Genomic DNA, 23,033 nt, shown 5'->3' on the forward strand with positions numbered 1-23,033 from the left:
GGTTATGTCTTGCCGGGGATCGAGCCTCGGCATGACGTCTGAAGGCTAAATTCAGGTGCTTAAAAGCCGTTCCTGCTCCTTTCTGAGAGCGTGAATATCCAGATCATCGACGATCTCGACGTCATCAAGCGAAACGATCTGGTCGCGACGTACAGCGCGTTTGAGTTTCACATGATGGGCCAACCCAATGGGCAGGGCGTTTTCCGCCACGGCGCGGGATGCGGGGATCGCCTTGGCCCAGACCTTGTGCCCGCCTTCACCGTCAAGCATGTCCCCGGCGGCAAAGTCGCCCTTCGCGGTGGCGACGGCATCGGCACGGTAAAGGCGCGACGTGCCAGTGGGTTCGCGGCGTAGAGCGGCAGAAAGCACCGAGATGGCGGTTTCCAGACCGATCAGGTGGAAGGGCCGCCACATCGAACCGTACCAACCGCTTTTGTCGGTCATCAGCCCGTACTGGTTGAAACAGTCGCGGGTATAGGCGTTCGGGGCGCGGAAGGTGACGAACATCCCATACTGGATGTTGTTCAGCACCACTCGCCCGTCGGGTTCGCGGCTGGCTGCGATGTCGACGATGCCGTTCTTTTCCAACTGGCCACCTTCGGTACGCGGCTTGAACACTTCGGCGAGGTCCTGAAGCCCTGCGGGCGGGAAGGCAAGCCCGTCGTGCGGGCAGTCCATGCCGGTGGCATTGGCAACGGCGGCCATTTCGATGGCGGCTTTGGTCCCGTCTGTGAACGAGTTGTACATCTTCGGATTGAAGTCGCCCGAGTTGACCTGTTCTTCAGTGAAGTCGAAGAAATCCCAGACCGTGTCCGGGGTGGAATAGCGGTAGTTCGGGCAGAAGTTCATGCCCTTGCCCGCAGCCACAAGCTCAAAGCCGCAGGCACGGACCCAGTCCACAAGCTCGCACATGGCGGCGGGCTGATCGCCATAGGCCATGGAATAGACCACGCCCGCTTTGCGCGCGCGTTCGGCTAAAATGGCACCGGCCAGCACGTCGGCCTCGACATTGACCATCACCACGTGTTTGCCCGCGTCGATTGCTGCCAGCGCATGGCGGATCCCGGCGGTCGGGTGGCCGGTGGCCTCGATCACCACCTCGATACCGTCGAACTCTAAAAGGTCGGCAGCGTTATCGGTCAAGCAGGTCGTGCCGGTGTCGAAGGCATCGGAAAAGGTTGGTGCCGCGAAGCGTTCTTGTTCCCAGTGAACGCGGGTTAAAGAGGCCTGCGCCTTGGTCAGATCAAGATCCGCGACGCCAACAACATGAAAGCCGTCGATATGGCGGGCTTGCGAAAGGATCATCGAGCCAAACTTGCCCGCGCCGATCAGACCGACACGGACGGGTTTGCCCTCGGCCGCGCGCGCAGCCAGCATTGAAGAAAGGTTCATGGATGTGTTTCCCGGATTGGTCCTTCAAGGTTTAGCGGTATGAACGGGTGTTGGACCATGACGATCTTTGCATGATCTTTTAAGCTCAGCTTCAAAGTCGTTTAAGATTTGCGACTTGTTTCAAGTGCCGGCGAATGTTGGATTGCAGACCTGCCAAACGCGGTTTCTGCTTTTGGTGAGAGGAAGCATTAAGGGGAGGACGCGGGTATGGAGACCCAGACCGGACGTACCGGGGACAATGTCAGCCTGCCGCGGCGGGCCTGGTCAATCCGGCGCCATGCACTTCGGATGGGCGAGGTGCAGGGGCAGGGCTATATCGGGCAGGCGCTAGGTGTCGCAGATGTGCTGGCGGTGAGCTATTTCCATGCCATGACCTATTGCGCCCATGACCCGGAATGGGAGGGGCGCGACCGGTTCTATTTGTCGATCGGGCATTATGCGATCGCGCTTTACGCGGCCCTGATCGAGGCAGGTATCCTGCCCGAGGACGAGATAGAGACCTATGGCATGGATGACAGCAGAATGCCGATGTCGGGTATGGCGGCCTATACGCCGGGGATGGAGATCACTGGCGGGTCGCTGGGCCACGGTCTGGGCATTGCCGTTGGGGCCGCGCTGGGCCTGAAGCGCAAGAAAAACCCGGCCTTTGTCTACAACATGCTGTCGGATGGCGAGTTGGGCGAGGGATCGACATGGGAAGCGGTGATGAGCGCGGTTCAGTGGAAGCTCGACAATCTGATCGCCGTGGTGGATTTCAACAACCAGCAGGCTGATGGGCCGACGCGCGAGGCGCTGGCCACAGCGCCCGGCACCGAAGCCGCGAAATGGGCCGCCTTCGGCTGGTACGCGCAAGAGGTGGACGGCAATGATCTGGATGCAGTCGTTGCGGCCTTTGATGCGGCGCGCAATCATCCCGATCCGTGCCCGCGCGTGATCATTTGCAATACGCTGATGTGCAAAGGTGTGCCCTTCCTAGAAACCCGCGACAAGACGCATTTCATCCGGGTAGAAGCGGATGAATGGGCCAAGGCACTGGCCCATCTGGACGAGGAGATGCCGCAATGATCCCCGCTCATTCCCGCCGCAAGGACAAGTACACCCCGCGCTCTGTGCCCGAGGAAAAGCTGGCCACCAGCGCGATGATCGCGTCGCTGGATGCCGAGGGGCGCGAAGCGATTTCGGCGCCATTCGGTCATGCACTGGTCGACATGGCTAAGACGCGCGAGGACATCGTGGGGCTTTCGGCGGACCTGTCGAAATACACCGACCTGCATGTCTTTGCCGAGGCCCATCCCGACCGGTTCTACCAGATGGGTATGGCCGAAGCGCTTTTGATGTCGGCTGCAGCCGGATTGGCACGCGAGGGGTTCGTTCCCTTTGCCACCACCTATGCTGTGTTCGCGGCTCGTCGGGCGTATGACTTCATCGCCATGGCGATTGCCGAGGAAAACTTGCCAGTCAAAATTTGCTGTGCGCTGCCGGGTCTGACGACAGGTTATGGCCCCAGTCATCAGGCGACCGAGGACCTTGCGATCATGCGGGGGATGCCAAACCTGACCGTGATCGATCCGTGCGATGCGGTCGAGATCGATCAAGCGACACGGGTCATCGCGGACACGCCGGGGCCGGTTTACATGCGGCTTTTGCGCGGCAAGGTGCCGAATGTTTTGGGCGAGTACGGATATCGGTTTGAGTTGGGCAAGGCAAAGGTGATCCGGGACGGGACGGATGTTCTGTTCATCTCATCGGGGTTCATGACAATGCGAGCCTTGGATGCGGCGGTGGCATTGGCGGCAGATGGAGTGTCCTGCGCGGTGCTGCATTCCCCGACAATCAAGCCACTGGACGCCGAAACCATCGTGGCCGAGGCGCAGAAGGGCGGGCGGCTGGTGGTAACCGCCGAGAACCACTCGATCACGGGTGGGCTGGGCGAGGCAGTGGCCGGAGCCCTGATGCGGGCCGGTGCGCATGTCCCGTTCCGCCAAATCGCGCTGCCGGACGAGTTTCTGGACGCGGGTGCCTTGCCGACTTTGCATGACCAGTATGGCCTGTCGGTCAGCAGCATAACGGCGCGGGTCAAGAACTGGCTGGAGGGCTAATCATGGTAAAGGCGTCGATCATCGGGCTTGGGGCAATGGGCCAAGGTATGGCCCGTAATATCCTGTCTGCGGGGATCGCACTGACCGGGTTTGACCTGTATGCCCCGGCGCGCGCGAGTTTTGCCGAGGCCGGCGGTATCCCTGCAGAAAGCGCGGCCGAGGCTGCGGCCGGGCAGGATCTTGCGCTAGTGATGGTGGCGACGGCGGATCAGGCCGAGGCCGCATTGTTTGACAACGGCGCTGCTGACGCCTTGGCGCCGGGAGCCGTGGTTGTGTTGTCCTCGACGGTCGCGCCCGAGAGCGCCCGCATGATCGCAGCGCGATTGGTCGAGATGGGGCACATGATGCTAGATGCGCCGGTGTCCGGTGGACAGGTGGGCGCAGATGCCGGGACCTTGACGGTAATGGCTTCGGGGCCGGACGCGGCGTTCGAGCGTGCCGCGCCGCTGTTAGAGGCGGTTTCCAAAACAGTGTACCGGCTAGGGGCCGAGCCGGGGTTGGGCGCGACCTACAAGGTTGTACATCAATTGGCCGCCGGGGTGCATCTGGTGGCGGCGGCGGAACTGATGGCGCTTGGCGTCAAAGCCGGATGCGATGCGCAGACCCTTTACCAGATCGTCAGCGGTGCGGCGGGGAACAGTTGGATGTTTGGCGACCGGGCCCCTCGAATGATGCAGGCCGAGCCCGAGGTCACCTCGACCATCGACATTTTCCGCAAGGATGTGGGGCTGGTTCTAGAGACCGGTCAGGCGGCTGGTGTGGACCTGCCGATGACCGAGGCAGCCTTTGCGGTGCTTGAACAAGCAGGAGCGATGGGCCTTGGCCGCAATGACGATAGCGCCGTTGTGCGCGTGTACGAAAAACAGACCGGCAAGCCGGTTCATGACAAGTGATATAAAGGAAAAGAAACATGGGACTTTTGGACGGACAGACCGCCATCATCACCGGCGCGGCCAGTCCGCGCGGGCTTGGTAAGGCGACGGCGAGGCTTTTTGCCGAGCATGGGTGTCAGGTGGCAATCCTTGACCTTGATGCGTCGCAGGCCGAGGACGCGGCAGCCGATCTTGGAGAGCGCCATATCGGGCTGGCATGCGATGTCACGCGCAAATCTGATTGCGACGCGGCCGTCGCGGCGGTGCTGAAAGCGTTTGGGCAGGTAGATATTCTGGTCAACAATGCGGGCATCACCCAGCCGTTGAAGATCATGGACATCAGCCACGAGAACTATGACGCGGTTCTGGACGTGAATCTTCTGGGGACACTGAACATGAGCCAGGCAGTGATCCCCCATATGCGTGAACGCAAGAGCGGCAAGTTGGTGAACATGTCCTCGGTCTCGGCGCAGCGGGGCGGTGGTATTTTTGGCGGGCCGCATTATTCAGCGGCCAAGGCCGGTGTTCTGGGATTAACCAAGGCGATGGCGCGGGAACTGGCGCCCGATGGCATCCGGTCGAACGCGATTTGCCCGGGGTTCATCGCCACCGATATCACGGCGGGCAAGCTGACACCGGAGATGAAGGTGCAGATCCTGGAAGGCATTCCCATGGGACGCGCCGGAGAGGCCTCTGACGTGGCGGGTTGCGCCTTGTTCCTTGCCTCCGATCTTTCGGCCTATGTCACCGGATCAGAGGTTGACGTGAACGGTGGGTCGCTGATCCACTGACAGCGACAGCTGCTAAGGAGGGGATAATGTCCGGCATGTTCGATTTGTCCGGCAAGAGCGCGATGGTCACCGGGTGCAGCCGTGGCCTTGGCCGCGCCATGGCCGAGGCGCTGGCGGCCGCAGGCGCGGATATCGTCGGGGTCAGCTCTTCGCTTGATGCAGATAGCGAAGTTGCGCGCGCAGTTCGGGCGATGGGGCGCGAGTTTAGTGCGCATCGTTGCGACTTTTCCGACAGGGCGGATGTACGGCGTTTCGCCAAGCAGGTGATGGCGGACGAGTACGTGCCAGACATCCTTGTTAACAACGCCGGTATCCTGAAGCGCAAGCCAGCCGTCGATCATGATGACGCCTTATGGGACCAGGTGATCGATGTGGATCTGTCGTCGCAATTTGTTCTAACGCGCGAGATCGGGCGCGGGATGGTCGCTAGGGGATCCGGCAAGATCATCTTCACGGCTTCGGTGTTAAGTTTCCAAGGTGGGCTATTCGTTCCGGGGTACGCCGCGGCCAAAGGTGGCGTGGTTCAGCTGGCAAAGGCATTGGCCAACGAATGGGCGGCGCAAGGCGTGAACGTGAACGCCATTGCGCCGGGCTATGTCGAAACCGAGATGACAGGAGAGCTGCGCGGCGATCAGGATCGGGCAGATGCGATCTTGGCGCGCATTCCGCAGGGGCGTTGGGCACGGCCCGATGATTTCGCGGGTCCAGTCGTGTTCTTGGCCTCGTCGGCGTCAGATTACGTGAATGGTACCGTTCTGACCGTCGATGGCGGTTGGATGGGCCGTTAAACGAAACGGGGGGATCGTATGGCGCGGATCACAGAGGTTCAGGCGCGGCTTTTCAACGTGCCGCTGGACGAGGTTCTCTCGGATGCAAAGCACGGGGATCACACGTATTTCCAGCTAATCATCGCGACTGTACGGCTTGAGGACGGATCGGAAGGGACGGGCTACACCTATACCGGTGGCAAGGGTGGACATGCGATTTTGGCGATGATTCAGCATGACCTTGCGCCGTTTCTCGTGGGGCAGGATGCGACGGATGTCGAAGCACTTTACGAGGAAATGGGCTGGCATGTGCATTACGTGGCCCGGGGCGGGATCGCGTCTTTTGCAATTTCGGCGGTTGATATCGCGCTTTGGGACCTGCGCTGTAAGGCACTGGGTCTGCCTCTTTGGCAAGTGGCGGGCGGTGCAGGGCAAAAGTGCAAGGCCTATGCGGGCGGGATCGACCTGAATTTCCCGTTGCCCAAGCTGTTGGTCAGTATCGAGGGGTATCTTGCACGCGGCTTCAACGCGGTAAAGATCAAGATCGGGCAGCCGACACTGGCCGAAGATGTCGAAAGGATTCGGGCCGTGCGCGCGTTGATCGGGCCGGATGTGACCTTCATGGTGGATGCCAACTACGCGATGAGCGTCGATCAGGCGATCTCCGCAGCCAAGGCCTTTGCGCCCTATGACATCTATTGGTTCGAAGAGCCGACGATCCCGGATGATTATCTAGGGTTTGGCCAGATCGCGGAAAGCACCGATATCCCGCTGGCGATGGGCGAGAACCTGCATACGATCCACGAATTCGAAATGGCGTTCCGGGATGCAAAGCTGGGGTTCATTCAGCCGGATGCGTCAAATTGTGGGGGCATCACCGGTTGGCTTCAGGTGGCGCAGTTGGCCAAGGCGCATAGCGTGCCGGTGTGTAGCCACGGGATGCAGGAATTGCATGTTAGCCTCGTGTCGTCGCAGCCCCATGGCGGCTGGCTGGAAGTGCATTCCTTCCCCATCGACCGGTACACCGCGCGGCCGCTTGTGGTCCGGGATCATCTGGCCGTGGCGCCGGACGCGCCGGGCATCGGGGTTAGCTTTGATTGGGCGGCGCTTGAACGGGTGCATATCGAGCAGCCGGTGTAGCGCCTGTCACGGACCGTCGGAACGCTGCACGGCGTCAAGCTCGATATCCTGAACCTTAAGGCTGTGCTGGGCCAGAACCTTGTTAAGCGTTTGGTCGTGGATTTCGGCCTCGGCCTCTTGCCAGTCAAGGAACAGGCGTACGGCACGACGTTGCAGGTGCCGGGTCGGGCAAAGCGCCCAGTAAGCCGGAAAACGCAACACCGGGAGCTTTGGCGTGACCGGGACCAACCGGCCCTCGGACACCTCGGGCAGCGCAAGTGCAAGCGACTCCAAGACGATACCGGCCCCATCAAGGGCCAGCTGCAGGGACATAGAGGACCGATCCATGAGAATGGTCTTGCGGTTGCCCCGTGTCGCGATGCCATTTTGTAGAAGCCACAGATCCCATTGGCAAAGCGCGCGCGCACTGTCTATCAGCCGCGCGGCATCGAAAAGGTCGGCGGGGCTTGCGCCCTTGGGCAGCGAGGCAAGGTAATCTGGGCTGCACAGTGGCAATACGTGGTCGTGCATCACCACGCGGGTATGAAAACCGCTCCAGTGATCACTGCCAAGACCGCTGCCGTAGCGAATGTCGAGATCCATGACTTCGCGGTTGAAATCGGTCGGGTCTGGGGCCGCGTCGACACGCAGGTCCCAATCTGGATAGCGGGTGATGAAGTCATGCAGACGCGGGGCAAGCCAGCGAACGCCGAAGCTGGGGGTGACGCGCAGGTTTAGGCGGCGCGATTCCCGCGTGCGACCAAGGTTTCTCTGGGCGTCTCGCAGCATGGTAAGCGAGGTCGACGACGTTTGGAAAAGCTGTTCGCCTTCAAGTGTCAGGCTAAGCCGGCGCCCCTCGCGGCGAAAGAGGCGCACGCCAAGGTATTGTTCCAGAAGTTTGATCTGCTGGCTGACCGCCGAGGGTGAGACGGTTAATTCCTCGGCAGCGCGTGTGATGGTGCCCCGCCGCGCCACCGTCTCGAAATAGAGATAGGCGTTGAGGTTCAGTGCGCGGGCCATCGGGGCACTTTCTGATTCGGTGTGGGGCGCTTAGCGCGCCGCCACAGCAGTTTGTTTCTGGCTGCCCAGTCCTTCGACCTCTAGTTCCATGACTTCGCCAGGCTGTAGGAAGCGTTGCGGAGTCATACCAAGGCCAACACCAGAGGGCGTGCCGGTGGCGATAAGATCGCCGGGCATCAGTTTCATGAAGCGGCTCATGTAAGAGACGATCTGGGCAACGGTGAAGATCATATCGTCGGTGTTCGAATCCTGAACAACCTCGCCGTTGAGTGACAGCCACAGCCGCAGGTTCTGGGGGTTGGGCACCTCGTCGGCGGTCACGAGCCAGGGGCCGGTGGGGCCGAAAGTGGGGGCCGATTTGCCCTTGATCCATTGACCGCCCATTTCAGCCTGAAAAGCGCGTTCGGAAACATCGTTGATAGTGCAGTAACCGGCAACGTGATCCAGTGCGTCTTCTTCGGAAACGTAAAGCGTCTCTTTACCGATCACCACGCCCAGCTCGACTTCCCAGTCGGTCTTGAGCGAGTTGCGAGGGATTTCGACATCGTCAAAGGGACCGTGCAGCGACGATGTCGCTTTGGAAAACAGGATCGGTTCGGCGGGTGGTTTAGCACCGGTTTCGGCGGCGTGTTTGGCATAGTTGAGGCCAATGCAGAAGAAGTTCGGGACCGACGCAAGGCAGCTTCCGATGCGACCCGGGTTTTCGACGACCGGCAGGTTTTCGATGTCGAGGGCGCGCAGCTCGTCCAAGCGTTCCAAGGATACACCACGACCTTCGAAATCAGAACCGGATAAGGCCCGGACCTGCCCATTTGCATCAAGAATGCCGGGCTTTTCTTCACCTGCGGGGCCATATCTAAGAAGTTTCATTGGGGGTCTCCTGTTGGCGTGCCAGCGGAATTGTTGGCCGCACTTTCTTTTTCGATCACTTCGCGAATGTCCTCGGCAAGATGCCAGAGGTGGTTGTCTATCGCGGCGCGGGCCGCCTTTGCATCGCGTCCGCGCAGGGCGTTCAGAATCAGCGTGTGTTCGTTGACGACGCGTTGCCGATTACGGCGCTGGCTCGCGGCCAGATAGCGCGCGCGCCACAGGCGCTGAAGAAAGGTGCGGTGCGTTTCGGCAAGCGCTTTGTTCTTTGATGCATCCGCAATTGCGGTGTGAAAGGACATGTCGATCTCGAACATGTCGAGCGGGTCAGAGGTGTCGAAATGCTCTGACATGTGATCGACAATGCCCGCAATGTGGCTGATATCCTCGTCGGATGCGTTCTTGACGGCCAGTTCGGCGGACAGTTTTTCCAGCGCGATCAAGACCTGTGCATGGTCTTCGACATTCTTGAAGTTGGGCCGGGCTACGATCGGGCTGCGGGAAGGGCGAAGCTGTATCAGACCCTCTTTGGCGAGGATTCGAATCGCCTCTCGCATCGGCGTGCGGCTGACCCCCATTTCGGCGGCGTTGTCGCGTTCCTTGATGGATTCTCCCGGCGCGAGCTTGCCCCGCAGGATGTCGCGGCGCAACTCGTTAGCGATATGTTCTGCAAGCGTTGGTTCTGCCATGCGGATCACATGCCCTGTTTCCTAGTGTTTTTCCAGCGTCGTGACCCCGCTTAGAGTGCATAAATCGTCGCGGTCTGAAATTTGGTATACCAAAACAGGTTGCTTGTCGAGCCGACGTTAGTTACCTTTCGTGGAGATGGTATACCATCTGTGCCGTGCGTTGGAGGACGTGCGAAACGAAACCGGCGGTCAAAGAGCCGCCTAGGGAGGAAAAACGAATGACGCTGAAGTTGATTACGATGCTGGCTGGTGCGACCACACTGGCAGCTACTGCCGCGCTCGCCGACCCGGTGACGCTGCGGGTCCAGACCCACTACGCAACGGAACACCCGACCGGCAAACAGCTGGCGATCTGGGCCGATGATGTACAGACCATGTCTGGCGGCGAGATCACCGTTGAGATGTTCTATTCGTCTTCGGTTGTTGCAACCACCGAGACGTTCGATGCTGCCATCAACGGTATCGTCGACTGTGACGCGACTGGCGGAGCGTATCAGACCGGTAAGAACCCGGCGTTCCAGTTCGTCGGCGACATCATGGGTGGCTACGACACCCCGTGGCAGCAGTATTCGTGGCTGTACTACGGTGACGGTTATGCCGCTGCACAAGAGCTGTACAACGCACAGAACATGCAGCTGATCGGCTGGGCTATCTATGGTCAGGAATCGATGTCTTCGTCCAAGCCGATTGCTGGCTTTGAAGACCTGAAAGGCTGGAAGTTCCGTTCGCCCCCGGGCATGGAAACCGAAATCTTCGAAAAGCTCGGCGCATCGCCGATCGTGATGGACTTCACCGAGATCTTTACCGCGCTGGAAACCGGCATCATCGACGGTGCAGACGCCTCGGGCCTCTACAACAACGTGGGTCTGGGTCTGTATGACATCGTGAAGCACGCGACCTATCCGGGCTTCCACTCGATGCCGTCGGACCACCTGGCGTGTAACCTTGACGTTTGGAACGGTCTGTCCGAAGCGCAGCGTCGCATCATCGACACCGCATGGCAGAAGCTTTCGTTCCAGATCGCTCTGTCGAACGGCCTGAACAACGACAAGGCAGCGGCCGAGCTGACCGCCGCAGGCGTCACCCTGTACGACTGGTCGCCGGAAGATCGTGCGACGTTCCGTGCCGCAGCTCAGGCTGCGTGGGATGACTGGGCAACGCGTTCGCCTGAAGCTGACGCGCTGGTCAAGAGCCACAAGGCCTTCCTGACCCAGATCGGTCTGATCAAGTAAGATCATATGGGCGTCCCAGAGACGCCGCGGTGAGCCTGCTTTCGGGCTCACCGCAGACTACAAAATCAAGAAAATCCAAAGATTCGTCGGGGAGGGACGAGAATGGAAGATGACAGCGTCTGGCTTGGCCGCTTAAGACAAACGATGCGGATGCTCATGCTGGCAAGCACTGGACTCGTCGCGCTCCTCTACGTTTGGCTGGTTGCGAACCGCCTTCTGTCCGATGAGGCGTATGGCATGCATGAGATGATCCGGCCCGAAGGGCGCCCCATTGTGTGGGCGATGTTGGCCGCGATCGGAGCATCGGTTCTTTTTTCCTCGCTTTATTTGTCGGACTTCAGAGGCTCGATCGAGACCGAACCGGATGGGTTCTTTGACATTCTCTCGTTGATCACCTCGCGCATGGCGATGATCATGACGGCGATGATCGTGATCGTAATGTTTTACGAAGTCGTGTCGCGTTATGTCTTTTCGCGCCCGACTTTGTGGGCGAACGAGTTATCCTTGTGGATCGCGGCCTTCGTGTTCCTGTTTGCAGGCCAGTATGCTATGCAGCAGCGCAGCCATATCCGCATTTACGTGATCTACGACATGATGCCCCGTTGGGTGCAAAAAGCGGCTGACGTGCTGTCGGTGCTGTTGATCACCGGGTTCACCTTCGCGCTTGTGTGGGGGAACTATGCCGACGCCAAGCGCCGGATGCTGCGGATGGAGACCTTCGGCACGGCTTGGGATCCGCCCATTCCGGGCATCGTCAAACCTGCCATCCTGATAATCATCATTCTTGTTTGTCTTCAGGCAATCTCAAACCTGATTGCGGACTGGAACAAGGCACCCGAACATCATTCGCCTCTCGACGATATCGACGAGTCGGAAATCGAAAACATTAAGAAAACCCTGGGAGACTGACGTGGAATTCCTTGCAATGTTCTCCTGGATGAAGGTGGGCGATGTCGCCACCCTCAGCCTGATCCTTCTACTTGGCATGTTCTTCCTGCTCGCCATCGGGATGCCGCTTGGCTTTGCTTCGGCATTTCTGGCGGTGGCGGTGATCGTGATGAAATTCGGGCCAGAGGTGTCCTTTGGCCGGTTCGGCTCGGGACCGATGTCGATTCTCGCGCAGGCGGTGTATCGACAAATGACGAACTATGTTCTCATATCAGTGCCCTTATTCATATTCATGGCCTCGCTGCTGGAACGCTCCGGCATCGCCCGGGACATGTACAACTCGCTTAACATGTGGCTAAGCCGGACGCGCGGCGGGATCGCGATTGTGACCTCGATCATGGCGGTGATTATGGCGGCAATGTCGGGGATCATCGGCGGCGAAGTGGTGCTGCTGGGCCTGATCGCACTGCCGCAGATGTTGCGTCTGGGATATAACCAGAACCTCGCCATCGGTACGATCTGTGCTAGCGGTTCTCTGGGCACCATGATCCCTCCGTCGATCGTTCTGATCTTCTATGGTCTGGTGACGGAAACATCGATCAAGGCGCTGTTCACGGCGTCGTTCCTTCCGGGCTTCATGCTGGCGTCGTTCTTCATCATCTACATCGTGGTGCGGACCAACCTGAACCCGTCGCTGGCGCCTTTGCCAGAGGAAGATCCGGATGCGCCGAAAGGTAAGCAAAAGTTCCTGATGTTCGTGGGCTTCCTGTCGCGTTTCGGTCTGTGGATTCTAGGCGCGCTGATCCTGCGCAACCTGTTCTTCACCGCCATGGGGCAGAACACGGTGGCAGAGGGCGTCGATCCCATCGCGCTTGGCATGGTTTCTGACCTGCCGTGGCTCTTTGGGGCGCTGGTGTTGGCCGGGGTTCTGATGTTCCTGATCGGGAAAGAGCGCGTGAATACCGGTTGGGACATGGGCAAAGGCCTGATCGCACCGGTCGTCGTGATTGGCGTGGTACTGGGGTCGATCTACATGGGGATCACAGGCATCACCGAAGCGGCCGGTATGGGCGTTGTCGCGGTGTTCACGATTGGCTTGATCCGCCGCGAAATGACGTTCGAAATCGTTTGGGACAGTCTGATGCGGACGCTCAAGTCGACGGGTACGATCATCTGGGTGACCATCGGTGCGGCCTCGCTGGCGGCGGCCTACACACTGGCCGGCGGTCCGACCTATGTGGCCAACATGATCGTCGCGGCAGAACTGCCGACGATGGGCATCATCCTAGTGATGATGGTGATCTTCCTGATCATGGGCATGTTCATGGACTGGGTAGGTATCGTGCTGCTGATCATGCCGGTGTTCCTGCCGATCGTTCTGAAACTGCCGGTGGAAGAAATCGGTGTCTTCGGCGAGTTGAACCCGCGCCACGTGGCGATCTGGTTCGGTGTCGTGTTCTGTATGAACATGCAGGTAAGCTTCCTCAGCCCACCCTTCGGGCCTGCGGCGTTTTATCTGAAATCTGTGGCACCGCCGCATATTTCGCTGACCGCGATTTTCCGGGGCTTCCTGCCGTTCATCGTGCTGCAATTGCTGGCGCTGAGCGTGCTGCTGATCTGGCCGAATATTATCTCGATCTTCTTATAAGGTCCTATGACGCGGGCCGGGAAAACTTCCCGGCCCGCGCCTTCTCTTGCTTGTTCCGACAGGTGTACCCATGAGTCTGATGCTGACAGAGGAGCAGATCGCGCGGTTCGAAACCGAGGGCGTTCTGGTCGTCGAAGACGTACTGCCTGAACCGGTGTTGAACGCGGTCAGGGCGGAATATGAAACCTTGCTTGATGGCATGTACGCCATCTGGCAGGCGGAAGGGCGCGTGCCCGATGGCGCGGGGCTTGGGTTCTTCGACAAGCTGTTGATTGCATACGAGGCCGGGTGCGAATGGTTCCAGCCAATGGATATCTCTCTGCCCGGGTCCAAGATCGAAGCGGACACACCGTTTCACATCGGTCCGGCGGTTTTTGACATGCTGACCTGCCCACGTCTGTTGGACATGGTGGAAGACCTGATTGGGCCGGAAATCACCTCGAACCCGATCCAGCACGTGCGGCTCAAACCCCCGGCGCGGACCCTGCGCGGCGACGAGACCACGGCGCACATCATGTCCACTGATTGGCATCAGGATCGTGCCGTCGCGCATGAAGATGGCGATGAGACCCAGATCGTGACGGTTTGGCTGGCCATTTCGGATGCGACGCTGACCAATGGCTGTCTTGAGGTGATCCCGGGCAAGCCGCGTATGTACCCGCATTGCCCCAAGCGCCAGACCTCGATTGCTGACGGGTTCATCAACGAAGCCGCCGCACGCCCGTTGCCGGTCAAGGCTGGCGGTGCCGTGATTTTCCACCCGCTGACACCGCACGCAGCGCGTGACAACACGTCAGAGATCTTCCGCTGGTCTTTTGACATTCGCTACAACGTCACAGGCCAACATACGGGCCGTGCACATTTCCCCGATTTCGTTGCCCGGTCGCGTAAAGCGCCGAAAACTGAACTGCGCGACTGGGAGGTTTGGCGCGACATGTGGCTGGACGCCCGTGCGCGACTGGCCCCCGAGCCGCATATTCCGATCCACCGCTGGACGGGGGACAGCCCCGCCTGTGCCTGAGGTTTGCCTATGAATACCGTTCGTCTGTCGGATGCCGACAATGTTGTGACTGCAATTCGCCAATTGGCTCCCGGAGAGGAGGGCGCCAGCGAGGTGATCCCCCGCGGGCACAAGCTGGCCACCGTCCCGATTGCCAAGGGGGAACCAGTGCTGAAATACGCTCAGGTGATCGGGTACGCCGCCGAGGATATCGCTGCGGGCGCGCATGTTCATACGCATAACCTCGAATTTCGCAATGTGGATACCGATTACGCGTTCTCGACCAACCTACGCCCGGTCACGCCAGCAGCAGAACCCGACATGTTCATGGGCTATCGTCGCCCGAGTGGCCGGGTGGGGACGCGCAATTTCATTGCCGTTTTGACCAGCGTGAATTGTTCCGCCACCGCCGCACGGATGATCGCGGCGCATTTCACGCCCGAAGTTCTGGCCGACTATCCCAATGTCGATGGGGTGGTGGCCTTTGTGCATGGCACGGGCTGCGGCATGGCCGGGCAGGGCAGCGATGGGTTCGAGGCGTTGCAGCGGGTGATGTGGGGCTATGCCCGGCATCCGAATATTGGCGGTGTACTGATGGCGGGTCTGGGATGTGAGATGAACCAGATCGACTGGTTGGTCGAGGCTTACGGTCTGACGCCAGGGCCTCTTTTCCAGGCGATGAACATTCAGGATGTGGGTGGGCTGCGCAAAACCGTGGCACTGGGGATCGACAAGATCGAGGCGATGCTGCCGCGGGTCAATGAAGCGCAGCGCGAACCGTGTCCGGCGTCTGAACTGATGGTGGCCTTGCAATGCGGCGGGTCGGACGCGTGGTCGGGGATCACCGCCAACCCCGCAGTGGGCCATGCCTGTGACCTGTTGGTGGCGCAGGGCGGAACCGGGGTATTGGCCGAGACGCCAGAGATTTACGGTGCCGAGCATCTGTTGACGGCGCGCGCGATCGATCAAGACGTGGGTGACAAGCTGGTGGAGCTGATCCGCTGGTGGGAAGACTATACCGCGCGCAACAAGGGCAGCATGGACAATAACCCTAGCCCCGGAAACAAGAAGGGTGGGCTGACCACGATCCTTGAAAAGTCTCTGGGGGCGGCGGCCAAAGGGGGCACGACGCCACTGACCGGGGTTTACAAATATGCCGAACCGGTGCGCGCGCGCGGTTTCACCTTCATGGACAGCCCCGGATACGACCCCGCAAGTGTGACCGGACAGATTGCATCGGGGTGCAACCTCGTGGTGTTCACCACCGGTCGTGGGTCGGCTTTTGGGTCTAAGCCTGCGCCGACCGTAAAGGTGGCCACCAACAGCGAGATGTTCGGGCGCATGACCGAGGACATGGATATCGATGCAGGCCGCGTCCTTAGCGCAGGCACCAGTGTCGAAGAGGTCGGACGCGAAATCTACGAGATGTGGTTGCGCGTTGCCTCGGGAGAGGAAAGCAAATCCGAAGCGCAGGGGTTGGGCGATTACGAATTCGTACCCTGGCAGATTGGTGCGGTGATGTGATGGCGGCCGCAGTTCCCATTTGCGTCATCGGAGGCGGCAGCATCGGGCTGCGTCATGCCGAACAGGCGATCGAATGCGACGCTGTGTCGTTGAGCGCGGTGGTCGAACCGGGCGCGGCACGGCGCGAAGAATTGCAGGCGATGGGATTGCCTGCCGTAGCCACGTTGGATGATGTCCCCGATGGGACACGGGCCGCCGTGGTGGCCACGCCGACGCCGGATCATGTGGTGTCAGGCCTTGCCGTGATCGAACGGAGTTGGGCCGCCTTGGTCGAAAAGCCGATCACGCAGACGATCGAAGAAGGCACGCTACTTTGTGAAGCGGCAGAGACACGCGGCGTGCCGCTTGTCACGGGGCACCACCGCCGGTGTCATCCCTTCGTGTCTGAAGCGCGTGCAATGCAGGATCGGATCGGAGATCTGGTTGGTGTGAATGGCCTCTGGTCATTGCGCAAGCACGACACCTATTACGATGTGCCGTGGCGGCGGCAAAAGGGGGCAGGGCCGATCCTGACCAACCTAAGCCACGAGATCGACCTTTTGCGCTTCTTTGCTGGCGAAGTTGTCGAAGTGTCGGCAATGACCGCCAACGCGCGGCGCGGGTTAGAGATCGAGGACACAGCGGCAATCGCGTTCCGGTTCGCAAACGGTGCGTTGGGAACGTTCCTGATCTCGGATGCCGGAGCGTCGCCATGGGCATTCGAAGCGGCCTCGGGTGAGAACCCGGCGATCGCCTTCTCTGGAGAGGATGCGATGCGGATCGTGGGAACCAAAGGGGCGTTTGGGTTTCCCTCTCTCGACTTATGGCAAGGGGGCGCGGGAAAGGACACTGATTGGCGCAACCCGATGCAGGTTACCAAGGGGCCGAACTTGCCTGTGGTTGACCCGATCCGAGAACAATTGGCGCGTTTCGCGCGGGTGGCCGACGGTGGTGAAGAGCCGCTCCTTGCGACGGGGCGCGACGGGCTGGCGACGCTTGCGGTGACAGAGGCCGTGCTGAAGTCGGCCGAAAGTGGCCGTGTTGAGAGCATATGAAAGACATGGCTGGGCAGGGGGATATCATTCGGTGTGGCCTGATCGGCGAGAACCTTGGCCGGAGTCGGTTTGCCGATGGGTTGGATCATTTGTGCCGAGCGCATGGGCTGACGCTTGCTTTCGAACTTATCGACAGCATCGGACGGCCGGGTTTCGATTTCGAGGCCACGCTGGAAGAGTGTCGGGCGCAAGGATGGACGGGGGTTAGCGTGACCCATCCCTATAAGCCGCAGGCGGCCTCTTGGATTGGCGCGTCGCTTGACCCTGCCTTGGCGCGGATTGGCTCGAGCAACCTTGTGATCTTTGAACCAGATGGTGTCCGAGGTGGGAACACGGATTATTCGGGCTTTTTGTCGGCTTGGCGGCAGAAGATGGGTGACGCAAAACCGGGGCGCGTGGCTATGGCCGGTGCGGGCGGTGTGGCGAGGTCGCTGGCGCATGCCTTGGCCAATCTGGGTGCAGAAGAGATCGTGATCTGGGACCGCAATCAGGATCTGGCGCGGGATTTGGCAGAGGCGGTCGGCCCTGTTGCGCGGGCGGTCCCAATGGGGGATTTGCCCAAAGTGCTAGAAGGTATGGATGGGCTCGTAAATGCAACGCCGCTAGGGATGCATGCCTATCCGGGATCGGCCTTTCCCACGCCCCTACCCTGCAAACCGGGGTGGGTATTTGATGCGGTCTATACACCTGTTGAAACAGAATTTGTGAAGGCGTGCCGGAATGCGGGAGCGGAAGTGATCACTGGCTTCGACCTTTTCCGGCACATGGTACAACGCAGCTTTCAAGCCTATTCCGGGATTGCCCCGGAGGCGCAAAAGAAGCTGGCGGGATTAGAAGATTTGAAGCCTAAGGAGTAGGGCAATGGGAAAACCGAAAATCGGATTCATTGGTCTTGGCCTGATGGGCCGGGCGATGGTGGAGTGCCTTCAAAAGGCCGGCTACGCGGTGGTGGTTCTGGGCAACAGGGACCGGACTGGCGTGGAAGAGGCGATTGCGCGCGGCGGGCAAGAGGCGGCGTCGGCCAAGGCTCTGACCGAGGCAAGCGATGTCGTGATGCTCTGTGTCGGAACCTCCGAGCAGGTCGAAAGCCGGGTCTACGGCGAAGACGGCATTCTTGCGGGTGCGCGCGATGGGCAGGTGGTGATCGACTTCGGAACCTCGCTACCCGGCTCGACACTTAAGATTGGTGCAGACCTTGCGAACAAAGGCGCGGCCTATCTGGATGCTCCGCTGGGACGGACGCCTGCCCACGCCAAGGACGGGCTATTGAACATCATGTGCGCAGGGGACGAAGACGCCTATCAAAAGGTCAAGCCGGTGTTGGACGTGCTGGGGGAGAACGTGTTTCACCTTGGCAAGTTGGGCAATGGCCACACGATCAAGCTGATCAACAACTATTTCGCGATGACGACGGCCTGCGCCATGGCCGAGGCCTATGCGCTGGCAGATGCGGCAGGGATCGATCGGCAGTCGCTTTATGACGTGATGGCGGCAGGGCCGAACCATTCGGGAATGATGGATTTCATCACCAACTTCGCCACCAAGGGCCAGATCGACCTTGCGTTCTCGGTGGACAATGCGGCCAAGGACGTCGGGTATTACCGACGGATGGCTGAAAACCTTGGGCTGTCGAGCCGCATGTCGGGCGCTGCTGATGCGACGCTTGGCGAGGTCCGTGCGAAAGGGGACGGCGCGCTTTTGGTTCCAGAATTGGTGAACTGGATGAGTGCAAATCTTGGGAGCAATAAAGAATGAGACTGGCTGGGAAGCGAGCGTTCATCACGGCGGCGGGGCAGGGGATCGGCCGCGCGGCGGCTGAGACTATGGCAAGAGAGGGAGCCCATGTTGTGGCGACCGACCTGATTGGCGAACTGCTGGAGGGGCTTGAGGTCGCTCAGACCTTTGCGCTGGATGCACTCGACAAGGCTGCGTTGGTCGCGGCCGTTCAGGACGCAGCGCCGGATATTTTGGTCAACTGCACCGGGGTGGTACATGCCGGCACGATCTTGGAGGCCACGGATGACGAGTTCGATTTTGCTATGAACCTGAACGTTCGGGCGCATTTCCACGCAATCCAGGCAGTGGTGCCGGGGATGCTGGAGCGCGGCGGCGGGTCGATCGTCAATATCGCCTCGGTCTGCTCTAACTTGCGCGGGCTTCCCAACCGGTTCATCTATGGCACGTCCAAGGCCGCGACGATCGGGCTGACCAAGCAGGTGGCTGCCGATTACATCACGCAAGGCATTCGGTGTAACTGTATCGCACCGGGGACGGTGGACAGTCCAAGCCTGCACCAGCGCTTGCACGACACGGGTAACTATGAAGAAGCCATGAAGCAATTTGTGGCTCGCCAGCCAATGGGCCGGTTGGGCGAGGCGCAAGAGATTGCTGACCTTGTGGTGTATCTGGCCTGCGACGAAAGCCGATATATGACCGGACAATGTGTGGCCATTGACGGCGGGATGACACTTTAGATGGTGGTCCGGCCACGCGAAGAACGAACCAGCGGTGGCGTCGCCATGATGCTGCTGGCGGTGATGTTTTTCACCGGCATCGACACCAGCGCCAAATGGCTAAGCATCGCCGGATTGCCGGTCTTGCAGATCGTGTTCGTTCGATACGCCGGGCATTTTCTTTACGCTAACCTGATTTACTTGCCGCAGGAGGGCGCGTCCGCCTATCGGTCGCAGGCGCCACTGAAGCAATTCATGAGGTCGGTGTTCCTGTTCGGCGGGACGGTGCTGAACTTCTATGCGCTGAAATACCTTCCGATCACTGTGACGACGACCATTGCCTTTGCCGGACCTATCGTTGTGACCCTTCTGGCCATCCCGATCCTAGGAGAAAAGGTGGGGGTCCGTCGGATCGCGGCGGTATGCACCGGATTTGTCGGGGTGGTGGTGGTGGTTCAGCCGTGGGGGGCAGAGTTCCACCCGGCGATGTTCTTCAGCCTTGGCACGCTTTTGTTGGCGTCGATGTACTTCGTCATGACGCGGATGCTGGCCGGGGTAGAGACCAACGCCACGCAACAGATCTGGTCGAGTGGGTTGGCGACTTTGGCACTGGCACCATTCGGGCTGACGGCGTGGGTTTGGCCGGAAAACACCTTAACTTGGATGGTGCTGCTGGGGATCGGGGCCTTTGGGCTTTTCGGGCATATATGGGCCACGATCGCGCATCGCTGGGCGGATGCCTCGATCTTGGCGCCGCTGATTTACAGCCAAGTATTTTGGGCGGCTCTGGTCGGGGTCTTGATCTTCGACACATGGCCCACGGTTTGGACACTGGGCGGCGGTGCAATCATCATCGCGTCAGGCCTTTATATCTGGCGGCGGGAAGTCGCAAAGGCACAGCAAGGGGGATCGCATGGTCGTACGGTTTGAAAAACCTGCCCCGGGGATGTGCCGGTTACTCGGGTCGACCGACGTAAAGGGCGCGCTGAAACTGGGACAAGAGAGAATGCCATGACCAAGACACCCGAGGACCTTCGCTCGGCCCGCTGGTTCGCACCTGATGACCTGCGCTCGATGGGGCATCGCAGCCGGGCGATGCAGATGGGGCTGGATGATGCCGACTGGGAGGGCAAGCCAGTCATCGCGATCATCAACACATGGTCGGATCTGTCGCCCTGTCACCATCACCTGCGCGACCGGGCAGAGTTCGTGAAAAAGGGTGTGTTACAGGCCGGGGGCATGCCGGTAGAGATGCCGGTTCATTCCTTTTCCGAGCAATTCCTGAAGCCGACCTCGATGCTTTACCGCAACATGGGGGCGCTTGAAGTCGAAGAGACATTGCGCGCGCATCCTATCGACGGGGCTGTCCTGCTTGGCGGGTGTGATAAGTCCACGCCAGCTTTGGTGATGGGGGCCGTAAGTGCGGGGCTGCCGTTCATTTTCATGCCCGCGGGCGCGATGCTTCGAGGGAATTATGCCGGGCAGAAACTTGGGTCGGGCACAGATGTCTGGAAATACTGGGATGAACGCCGCGCCGGGACCATCGGCAAGGAAGAATGGATGGGTGTCCAAGGGGGGATCGCGCGCAGCTATGGCACCTGCATGACGATGGGAACAGCCAGCACGATGATGTCTATCGCCGACGGTTGGGGGCTTACGTTACCCGGCGCCTCGTCCATCCCGGCGCCCGATGCCGGGCACAAGCGCATGGCGGCCGCCTGCGGTCGCCGGATCGTCGATATGGTCTGGGAGGACCTGACACCGGACAAGATCATGACCGACGCCAGCACGCGCAATGCCGTGACCGTGGCGATGGCCACGGGCTGCTCTACGAACGCGATCATTCACCTGATCGCCATGGCGCGGCGGGCGGGTGTCGACCTTGGGCTGGAAGATCTGGACGAGATCGGTCGCACGACGCCGGTGATCGCCAACATTCGGCCTTCGGGCAAGGAATACCTGATGGAGGACTTCTTCTATGCCGGGGGCTTGCCTGCGCTGATGCAGGAGTTGGGCGACAAGCTGGACCTGTCGGTGATGACGGTGTCGGGCAAGTCGCTGGGCGAAACCATCGAGGGTGCCCAGAACTACAATACCGATGTGATCCGCCCTCTGACGAACCCGGTGTATCACGAGGGGTCGCTGGCGGTGCTGAGGGGAAATCTGGCACCGGATGGGGCGGTGATCAAACCGGCGGCGATGGATCCGAAATTTCAGACGCACCGGGGCCCCGCGATCGTGGCCGACAGCTATGCCGAGATGAAGGAAATCATCAACGACGAGGATTATCCAATGACCCTGAACCATGTGCTTGTTCTGCGCAATGCAGGGCCGCAGGGTGGACCAGGGATGCCGGAATGGGGGATGATCCCGATGCCCAAGGCGCTGTTGAAGCAGGGGCATCGCGACATGGTACGGCTATCGGATGCGCGCATGTCAGGCACGTCCTATGGGGCTTGCATCCTTCATGTGGCGCCCGAGGCGTTCGTGGGTGGGCCGCTGGCGTTGATCGAAACCGGCGACATCATCGAGCTGGACATCCCGAACCGCAGGCTTGACGTGCAACTAAGCGACGAAGAACTGGCCACACGCCGTGCCAATTGGACGGCGCCGCCGCCGCGCTATGAGCGGGGCTATGGCAAGATGTTTAGCCAGCATGTGGAGCAGGCCGACAAGGGCTGTGACTTTGACTTTCTGCGCACTGATTTCGGCGCAGCGGTATCCGAACCGGAGATCAACTGATGAATCTTGCAGACGCGTTGAAAGGGGTTTCTGGCATCCTCGTGACGCCATTTGATGCGGCGGGCGACATTGCGCCAGACCTGCAAAAACCGATTATCGACCGCGCGATTGCAGCGGGGGTGCAGGTGTTGACCGCCAATGGCAACACTGGCGAGTATTATGGGCTCACGGTAGATGAGGCCGAAGCCATGGTGACAGCGACCGGTCGGTTCATCGCAGGCAGGGTGCCCATGGTGGCGGGAGTCGGACGCGGCATTCGCGATGCGCAACGGCTGGCTGAAGCCTCGCGTTCGGCAGGAGCCGCGGCCTTGATGATTCATCAACCGCCTGATCCCTTTGTCGCACCGCGCGGTCTGGTCTCTTACATCGAGGGGGTGCGCGAGGCGGCAGACGGGCTGCCGCTTATCCTCTATTTGCGCAATGATGCCATCGGAACCGACGCCATCGCGGCGCTTTGCTCTGTCGAGGGCGTTGTCGGGGTGAAGTGGGCGACGCCTAACGCGATGAAGCTGAAAGCCGCGATCGAGGCTTGCCCGGATCACATCATCTGGACTGGTGGGTTGGCCGAGGTCTGGGCGCCGGTCTTCTATGCGGTGGGCGCGCGCGGCTTTACCTCGGGGCTGATCAATGTCTGGCCGGAACGCTCGGTCGCGATCAATTCCGCTTTGGAGGCGGGCGATTATGCCAAGGCGCGGCACCTGATCGCTGAAATGCAGGTGTTCGAAGATATCCGTGCCGAAGAGCAGGGTGGTGCCAACGTGCCGGGCGTGAAGGCCGCGCTACAGATGATGGGCGAGGATTGCGGCGCAGCCCGCCCGCCTGCGGCATGGCCGCTAAGCGCGGTGCAGCGCGAGCGGCTGAAAGAATTCATGAGCAAAAACAGCTTGATAGGTTGA

22 protein-coding genes are annotated in these 23,033 nt (G+C 60.3%); 18 read left to right on the top strand and 4 right to left on the bottom strand.

Annotation, left to right across the window (positions count from 1 at the left end; genetic code table 11):
• Window positions 1–51: 51 nt before the first annotated feature.
• Window positions 52–1,392 carry an NAD(P)H-dependent oxidoreductase gene (locus CLM58_RS04200; RefSeq protein WP_095594626.1) on the bottom strand — a complete coding sequence of 447 codons (1,341 nt, stop codon included), beginning with the start codon at window positions 1,390–1,392 and terminating at the stop codon, window positions 52–54.
• 207 nt (window positions 1,393–1,599) lie between these two features.
• On the opposite strand from CLM58_RS04200, the gene CLM58_RS04205 reads away from it, so the two are divergent.
• Genes CLM58_RS04205 through CLM58_RS04230 form a run of 6 tightly spaced genes read left to right on the top strand, consistent with a single transcriptional unit; the run spans window position 1,600 to window position 7,061 of the window.
• Window positions 1,600–2,457 (top strand): transketolase, encoded by an 858-nt coding sequence (locus tag CLM58_RS04205; protein WP_095594627.1) that lies wholly within the window; start codon window positions 1,600–1,602, stop codon window positions 2,455–2,457.
• Complete coding sequence (locus tag CLM58_RS04210) at window positions 2,454–3,491, top strand: transketolase family protein (protein ID WP_095594628.1); 1,038 nt, start codon at window positions 2,454–2,456, stop codon at window positions 3,489–3,491. The genes CLM58_RS04205 and CLM58_RS04210 overlap by 4 nt, the downstream gene beginning before the upstream one ends.
• Before the next feature lie 2 nt (window positions 3,492–3,493).
• Window positions 3,494–4,384, top strand: coding sequence for an NAD(P)-dependent oxidoreductase (locus CLM58_RS04215; RefSeq protein ID WP_095594629.1), 891 nt, complete (start codon window positions 3,494–3,496; stop codon window positions 4,382–4,384).
• 17 nt (window positions 4,385–4,401) lie between these two features.
• Window positions 4,402–5,154 carry an SDR family NAD(P)-dependent oxidoreductase gene (locus CLM58_RS04220; RefSeq protein ID WP_095594630.1) on the top strand — a complete coding sequence of 251 codons (753 nt, stop codon included), beginning with the start codon at window positions 4,402–4,404 and terminating at the stop codon, window positions 5,152–5,154.
• A 26-nt stretch (window positions 5,155–5,180) separates the two neighbouring features.
• Window positions 5,181–5,942, top strand: a complete 762-nt coding sequence (locus CLM58_RS04225; protein ID WP_095594631.1) for an SDR family oxidoreductase — start codon at window positions 5,181–5,183, stop codon at window positions 5,940–5,942.
• A gap of 18 nt (window positions 5,943–5,960) precedes the next feature.
• Window positions 5,961–7,061 carry a mandelate racemase/muconate lactonizing enzyme family protein gene (locus CLM58_RS04230; protein WP_095594632.1) on the top strand — a complete coding sequence of 367 codons (1,101 nt, stop codon included), beginning with the start codon at window positions 5,961–5,963 and terminating at the stop codon, window positions 7,059–7,061.
• A gap of 6 nt (window positions 7,062–7,067) precedes the next feature.
• Here CLM58_RS04230 and CLM58_RS04235 read toward each other — a convergent pair whose 3' ends face one another.
• From CLM58_RS04235 to CLM58_RS04245, 3 genes are read right to left on the bottom strand one after another with little or no spacing between them, the layout of a single operon-like run.
• The gene (locus CLM58_RS04235; protein WP_095594633.1) at window positions 7,068–8,060 is read right to left on the bottom strand and encodes a LysR substrate-binding domain-containing protein; all 993 of its coding nucleotides are present in this window, start codon (window positions 8,058–8,060) and stop codon (window positions 7,068–7,070) included.
• A 30-nt stretch (window positions 8,061–8,090) separates the two neighbouring features.
• A complete protein-coding gene (locus tag CLM58_RS04240) occupies window positions 8,091–8,930 on the bottom strand; it encodes a fumarylacetoacetate hydrolase family protein (RefSeq protein ID WP_095594634.1) in 840 nt (279 codons plus the stop codon).
• Window positions 8,927–9,616, bottom strand: coding sequence for a GntR family transcriptional regulator (locus tag CLM58_RS04245; protein ID WP_095594635.1), 690 nt, complete (start codon window positions 9,614–9,616; stop codon window positions 8,927–8,929). The genes CLM58_RS04240 and CLM58_RS04245 overlap by 4 nt, the downstream gene beginning before the upstream one ends.
• A 218-nt stretch (window positions 9,617–9,834) precedes the next feature.
• Here CLM58_RS04245 and CLM58_RS04250 point away from each other — a divergent pair, with 218 nt between their 5' ends.
• The 12 genes from CLM58_RS04250 to CLM58_RS04305 all read left to right on the top strand — a co-directional run bounded on the left by CLM58_RS04250 (window position 9,835) and on the right by CLM58_RS04305 (window position 23,033).
• Window positions 9,835–10,848 (top strand): TRAP transporter substrate-binding protein, encoded by a 1,014-nt coding sequence (locus CLM58_RS04250; RefSeq protein WP_095594636.1) that lies wholly within the window; start codon window positions 9,835–9,837, stop codon window positions 10,846–10,848.
• 102 nt (window positions 10,849–10,950) lie between these two features.
• Entirely contained in the window at window positions 10,951–11,757 is an 807-nt protein-coding gene (locus CLM58_RS04255; protein ID WP_095594637.1) for a TRAP transporter small permease subunit, read from the top strand.
• Window positions 11,758–11,785: 28 nt separating this feature from the next.
• Complete coding sequence (locus CLM58_RS04260) at window positions 11,786–13,384, top strand: TRAP transporter large permease (protein ID WP_095594831.1); 1,599 nt, start codon at window positions 11,786–11,788, stop codon at window positions 13,382–13,384.
• Window positions 13,385–13,454: 70 nt separating this feature from the next.
• The gene (locus CLM58_RS04265; protein ID WP_229666196.1) at window positions 13,455–14,405 is read left to right on the top strand and encodes a phytanoyl-CoA dioxygenase family protein; all 951 of its coding nucleotides are present in this window, start codon (window positions 13,455–13,457) and stop codon (window positions 14,403–14,405) included.
• Window positions 14,406–14,414: 9 nt separating this feature from the next.
• Window positions 14,415–15,908, top strand: a complete 1,494-nt coding sequence (locus tag CLM58_RS04270) for a UxaA family hydrolase (protein ID WP_095594638.1) — start codon at window positions 14,415–14,417, stop codon at window positions 15,906–15,908.
• The gene (locus CLM58_RS04275) at window positions 15,908–16,942 is read left to right on the top strand and encodes a Gfo/Idh/MocA family protein (RefSeq protein ID WP_095594639.1); all 1,035 of its coding nucleotides are present in this window, start codon (window positions 15,908–15,910) and stop codon (window positions 16,940–16,942) included. The genes CLM58_RS04270 and CLM58_RS04275 overlap by 1 nt, the downstream gene beginning before the upstream one ends.
• Window positions 16,939–17,799 (top strand): shikimate dehydrogenase family protein, encoded by an 861-nt coding sequence (locus CLM58_RS04280; RefSeq protein WP_095594640.1) that lies wholly within the window; start codon window positions 16,939–16,941, stop codon window positions 17,797–17,799. The genes CLM58_RS04275 and CLM58_RS04280 overlap by 4 nt, the downstream gene beginning before the upstream one ends.
• Before the next feature lie 4 nt (window positions 17,800–17,803).
• Window positions 17,804–18,697 (top strand): NAD(P)-dependent oxidoreductase, encoded by an 894-nt coding sequence (locus CLM58_RS04285; protein ID WP_095594641.1) that lies wholly within the window; start codon window positions 17,804–17,806, stop codon window positions 18,695–18,697.
• Window positions 18,694–19,416: an SDR family oxidoreductase gene (locus CLM58_RS04290; RefSeq protein WP_095594642.1), complete on the top strand. Its 723-nt coding sequence runs from the start codon at window positions 18,694–18,696 to the stop codon at window positions 19,414–19,416. Before CLM58_RS04285 ends, CLM58_RS04290 begins: the two co-directional genes overlap by 4 nt.
• On the top strand, window positions 19,417–20,325 hold the full coding sequence (locus tag CLM58_RS04295; protein WP_095594643.1) for a DMT family transporter: 909 nt from the start codon (window positions 19,417–19,419) through the stop codon (window positions 20,323–20,325).
• Window positions 20,326–20,406: 81 nt separating this feature from the next.
• Complete coding sequence (araD, locus tag CLM58_RS04300; RefSeq protein ID WP_095594644.1) at window positions 20,407–22,137, top strand: L-arabinonate dehydratase; 1,731 nt, start codon at window positions 20,407–20,409, stop codon at window positions 22,135–22,137.
• The gene (locus CLM58_RS04305) at window positions 22,137–23,033 is read left to right on the top strand and encodes a dihydrodipicolinate synthase family protein (RefSeq protein ID WP_095594645.1); all 897 of its coding nucleotides are present in this window, start codon (window positions 22,137–22,139) and stop codon (window positions 23,031–23,033) included. The genes araD and CLM58_RS04305 overlap by 1 nt, the downstream gene beginning before the upstream one ends.

The sequence above is a fragment of the Actibacterium pelagium genome (assembly GCF_002285415.1).
GTDB lineage: Bacteria > Pseudomonadota > Alphaproteobacteria > Rhodobacterales > Rhodobacteraceae > Actibacterium_B > Actibacterium_B pelagium.

Coding starts and splice junctions, on each gene's coding strand:
- CLM58_RS04200 (WP_095594626.1), bottom strand. CDS start 1,392: ATGAACCTTTCTTCAATGCTGGCTGCGCGCGCGGCCGAGGGCAAACCC.
- CLM58_RS04205 (WP_095594627.1), top strand. CDS start 1,600: ATGGAGACCCAGACCGGACGTACCGGGGACAATGTCAGCCTGCCGCGG.
- CLM58_RS04210 (WP_095594628.1), top strand. CDS start 2,454: ATGATCCCCGCTCATTCCCGCCGCAAGGACAAGTACACCCCGCGCTCT.
- CLM58_RS04215 (WP_095594629.1), top strand. CDS start 3,494: ATGGTAAAGGCGTCGATCATCGGGCTTGGGGCAATGGGCCAAGGTATG.
- CLM58_RS04220 (WP_095594630.1), top strand. CDS start 4,402: ATGGGACTTTTGGACGGACAGACCGCCATCATCACCGGCGCGGCCAGT.
- CLM58_RS04225 (WP_095594631.1), top strand. CDS start 5,181: ATGTCCGGCATGTTCGATTTGTCCGGCAAGAGCGCGATGGTCACCGGG.
- CLM58_RS04230 (WP_095594632.1), top strand. CDS start 5,961: ATGGCGCGGATCACAGAGGTTCAGGCGCGGCTTTTCAACGTGCCGCTG.
- CLM58_RS04235 (WP_095594633.1), bottom strand. CDS start 8,060: ATGGCCCGCGCACTGAACCTCAACGCCTATCTCTATTTCGAGACGGTG.
- CLM58_RS04240 (WP_095594634.1), bottom strand. CDS start 8,930: ATGAAACTTCTTAGATATGGCCCCGCAGGTGAAGAAAAGCCCGGCATT.
- CLM58_RS04245 (WP_095594635.1), bottom strand. CDS start 9,616: ATGGCAGAACCAACGCTTGCAGAACATATCGCTAACGAGTTGCGCCGC.
- CLM58_RS04250 (WP_095594636.1), top strand. CDS start 9,835: ATGACGCTGAAGTTGATTACGATGCTGGCTGGTGCGACCACACTGGCA.
- CLM58_RS04255 (WP_095594637.1), top strand. CDS start 10,951: ATGGAAGATGACAGCGTCTGGCTTGGCCGCTTAAGACAAACGATGCGG.
- CLM58_RS04260 (WP_095594831.1), top strand. CDS start 11,786: ATGAAGGTGGGCGATGTCGCCACCCTCAGCCTGATCCTTCTACTTGGC.
- CLM58_RS04265 (WP_229666196.1), top strand. CDS start 13,455: ATGAGTCTGATGCTGACAGAGGAGCAGATCGCGCGGTTCGAAACCGAG.
- CLM58_RS04270 (WP_095594638.1), top strand. CDS start 14,415: ATGAATACCGTTCGTCTGTCGGATGCCGACAATGTTGTGACTGCAATT.
- CLM58_RS04275 (WP_095594639.1), top strand. CDS start 15,908: ATGGCGGCCGCAGTTCCCATTTGCGTCATCGGAGGCGGCAGCATCGGG.
- CLM58_RS04280 (WP_095594640.1), top strand. CDS start 16,939: ATGAAAGACATGGCTGGGCAGGGGGATATCATTCGGTGTGGCCTGATC.
- CLM58_RS04285 (WP_095594641.1), top strand. CDS start 17,804: ATGGGAAAACCGAAAATCGGATTCATTGGTCTTGGCCTGATGGGCCGG.
- CLM58_RS04290 (WP_095594642.1), top strand. CDS start 18,694: ATGAGACTGGCTGGGAAGCGAGCGTTCATCACGGCGGCGGGGCAGGGG.
- CLM58_RS04295 (WP_095594643.1), top strand. CDS start 19,417: ATGGTGGTCCGGCCACGCGAAGAACGAACCAGCGGTGGCGTCGCCATG.
- araD (WP_095594644.1), top strand. CDS start 20,407: ATGACCAAGACACCCGAGGACCTTCGCTCGGCCCGCTGGTTCGCACCT.
- CLM58_RS04305 (WP_095594645.1), top strand. CDS start 22,137: ATGAATCTTGCAGACGCGTTGAAAGGGGTTTCTGGCATCCTCGTGACG.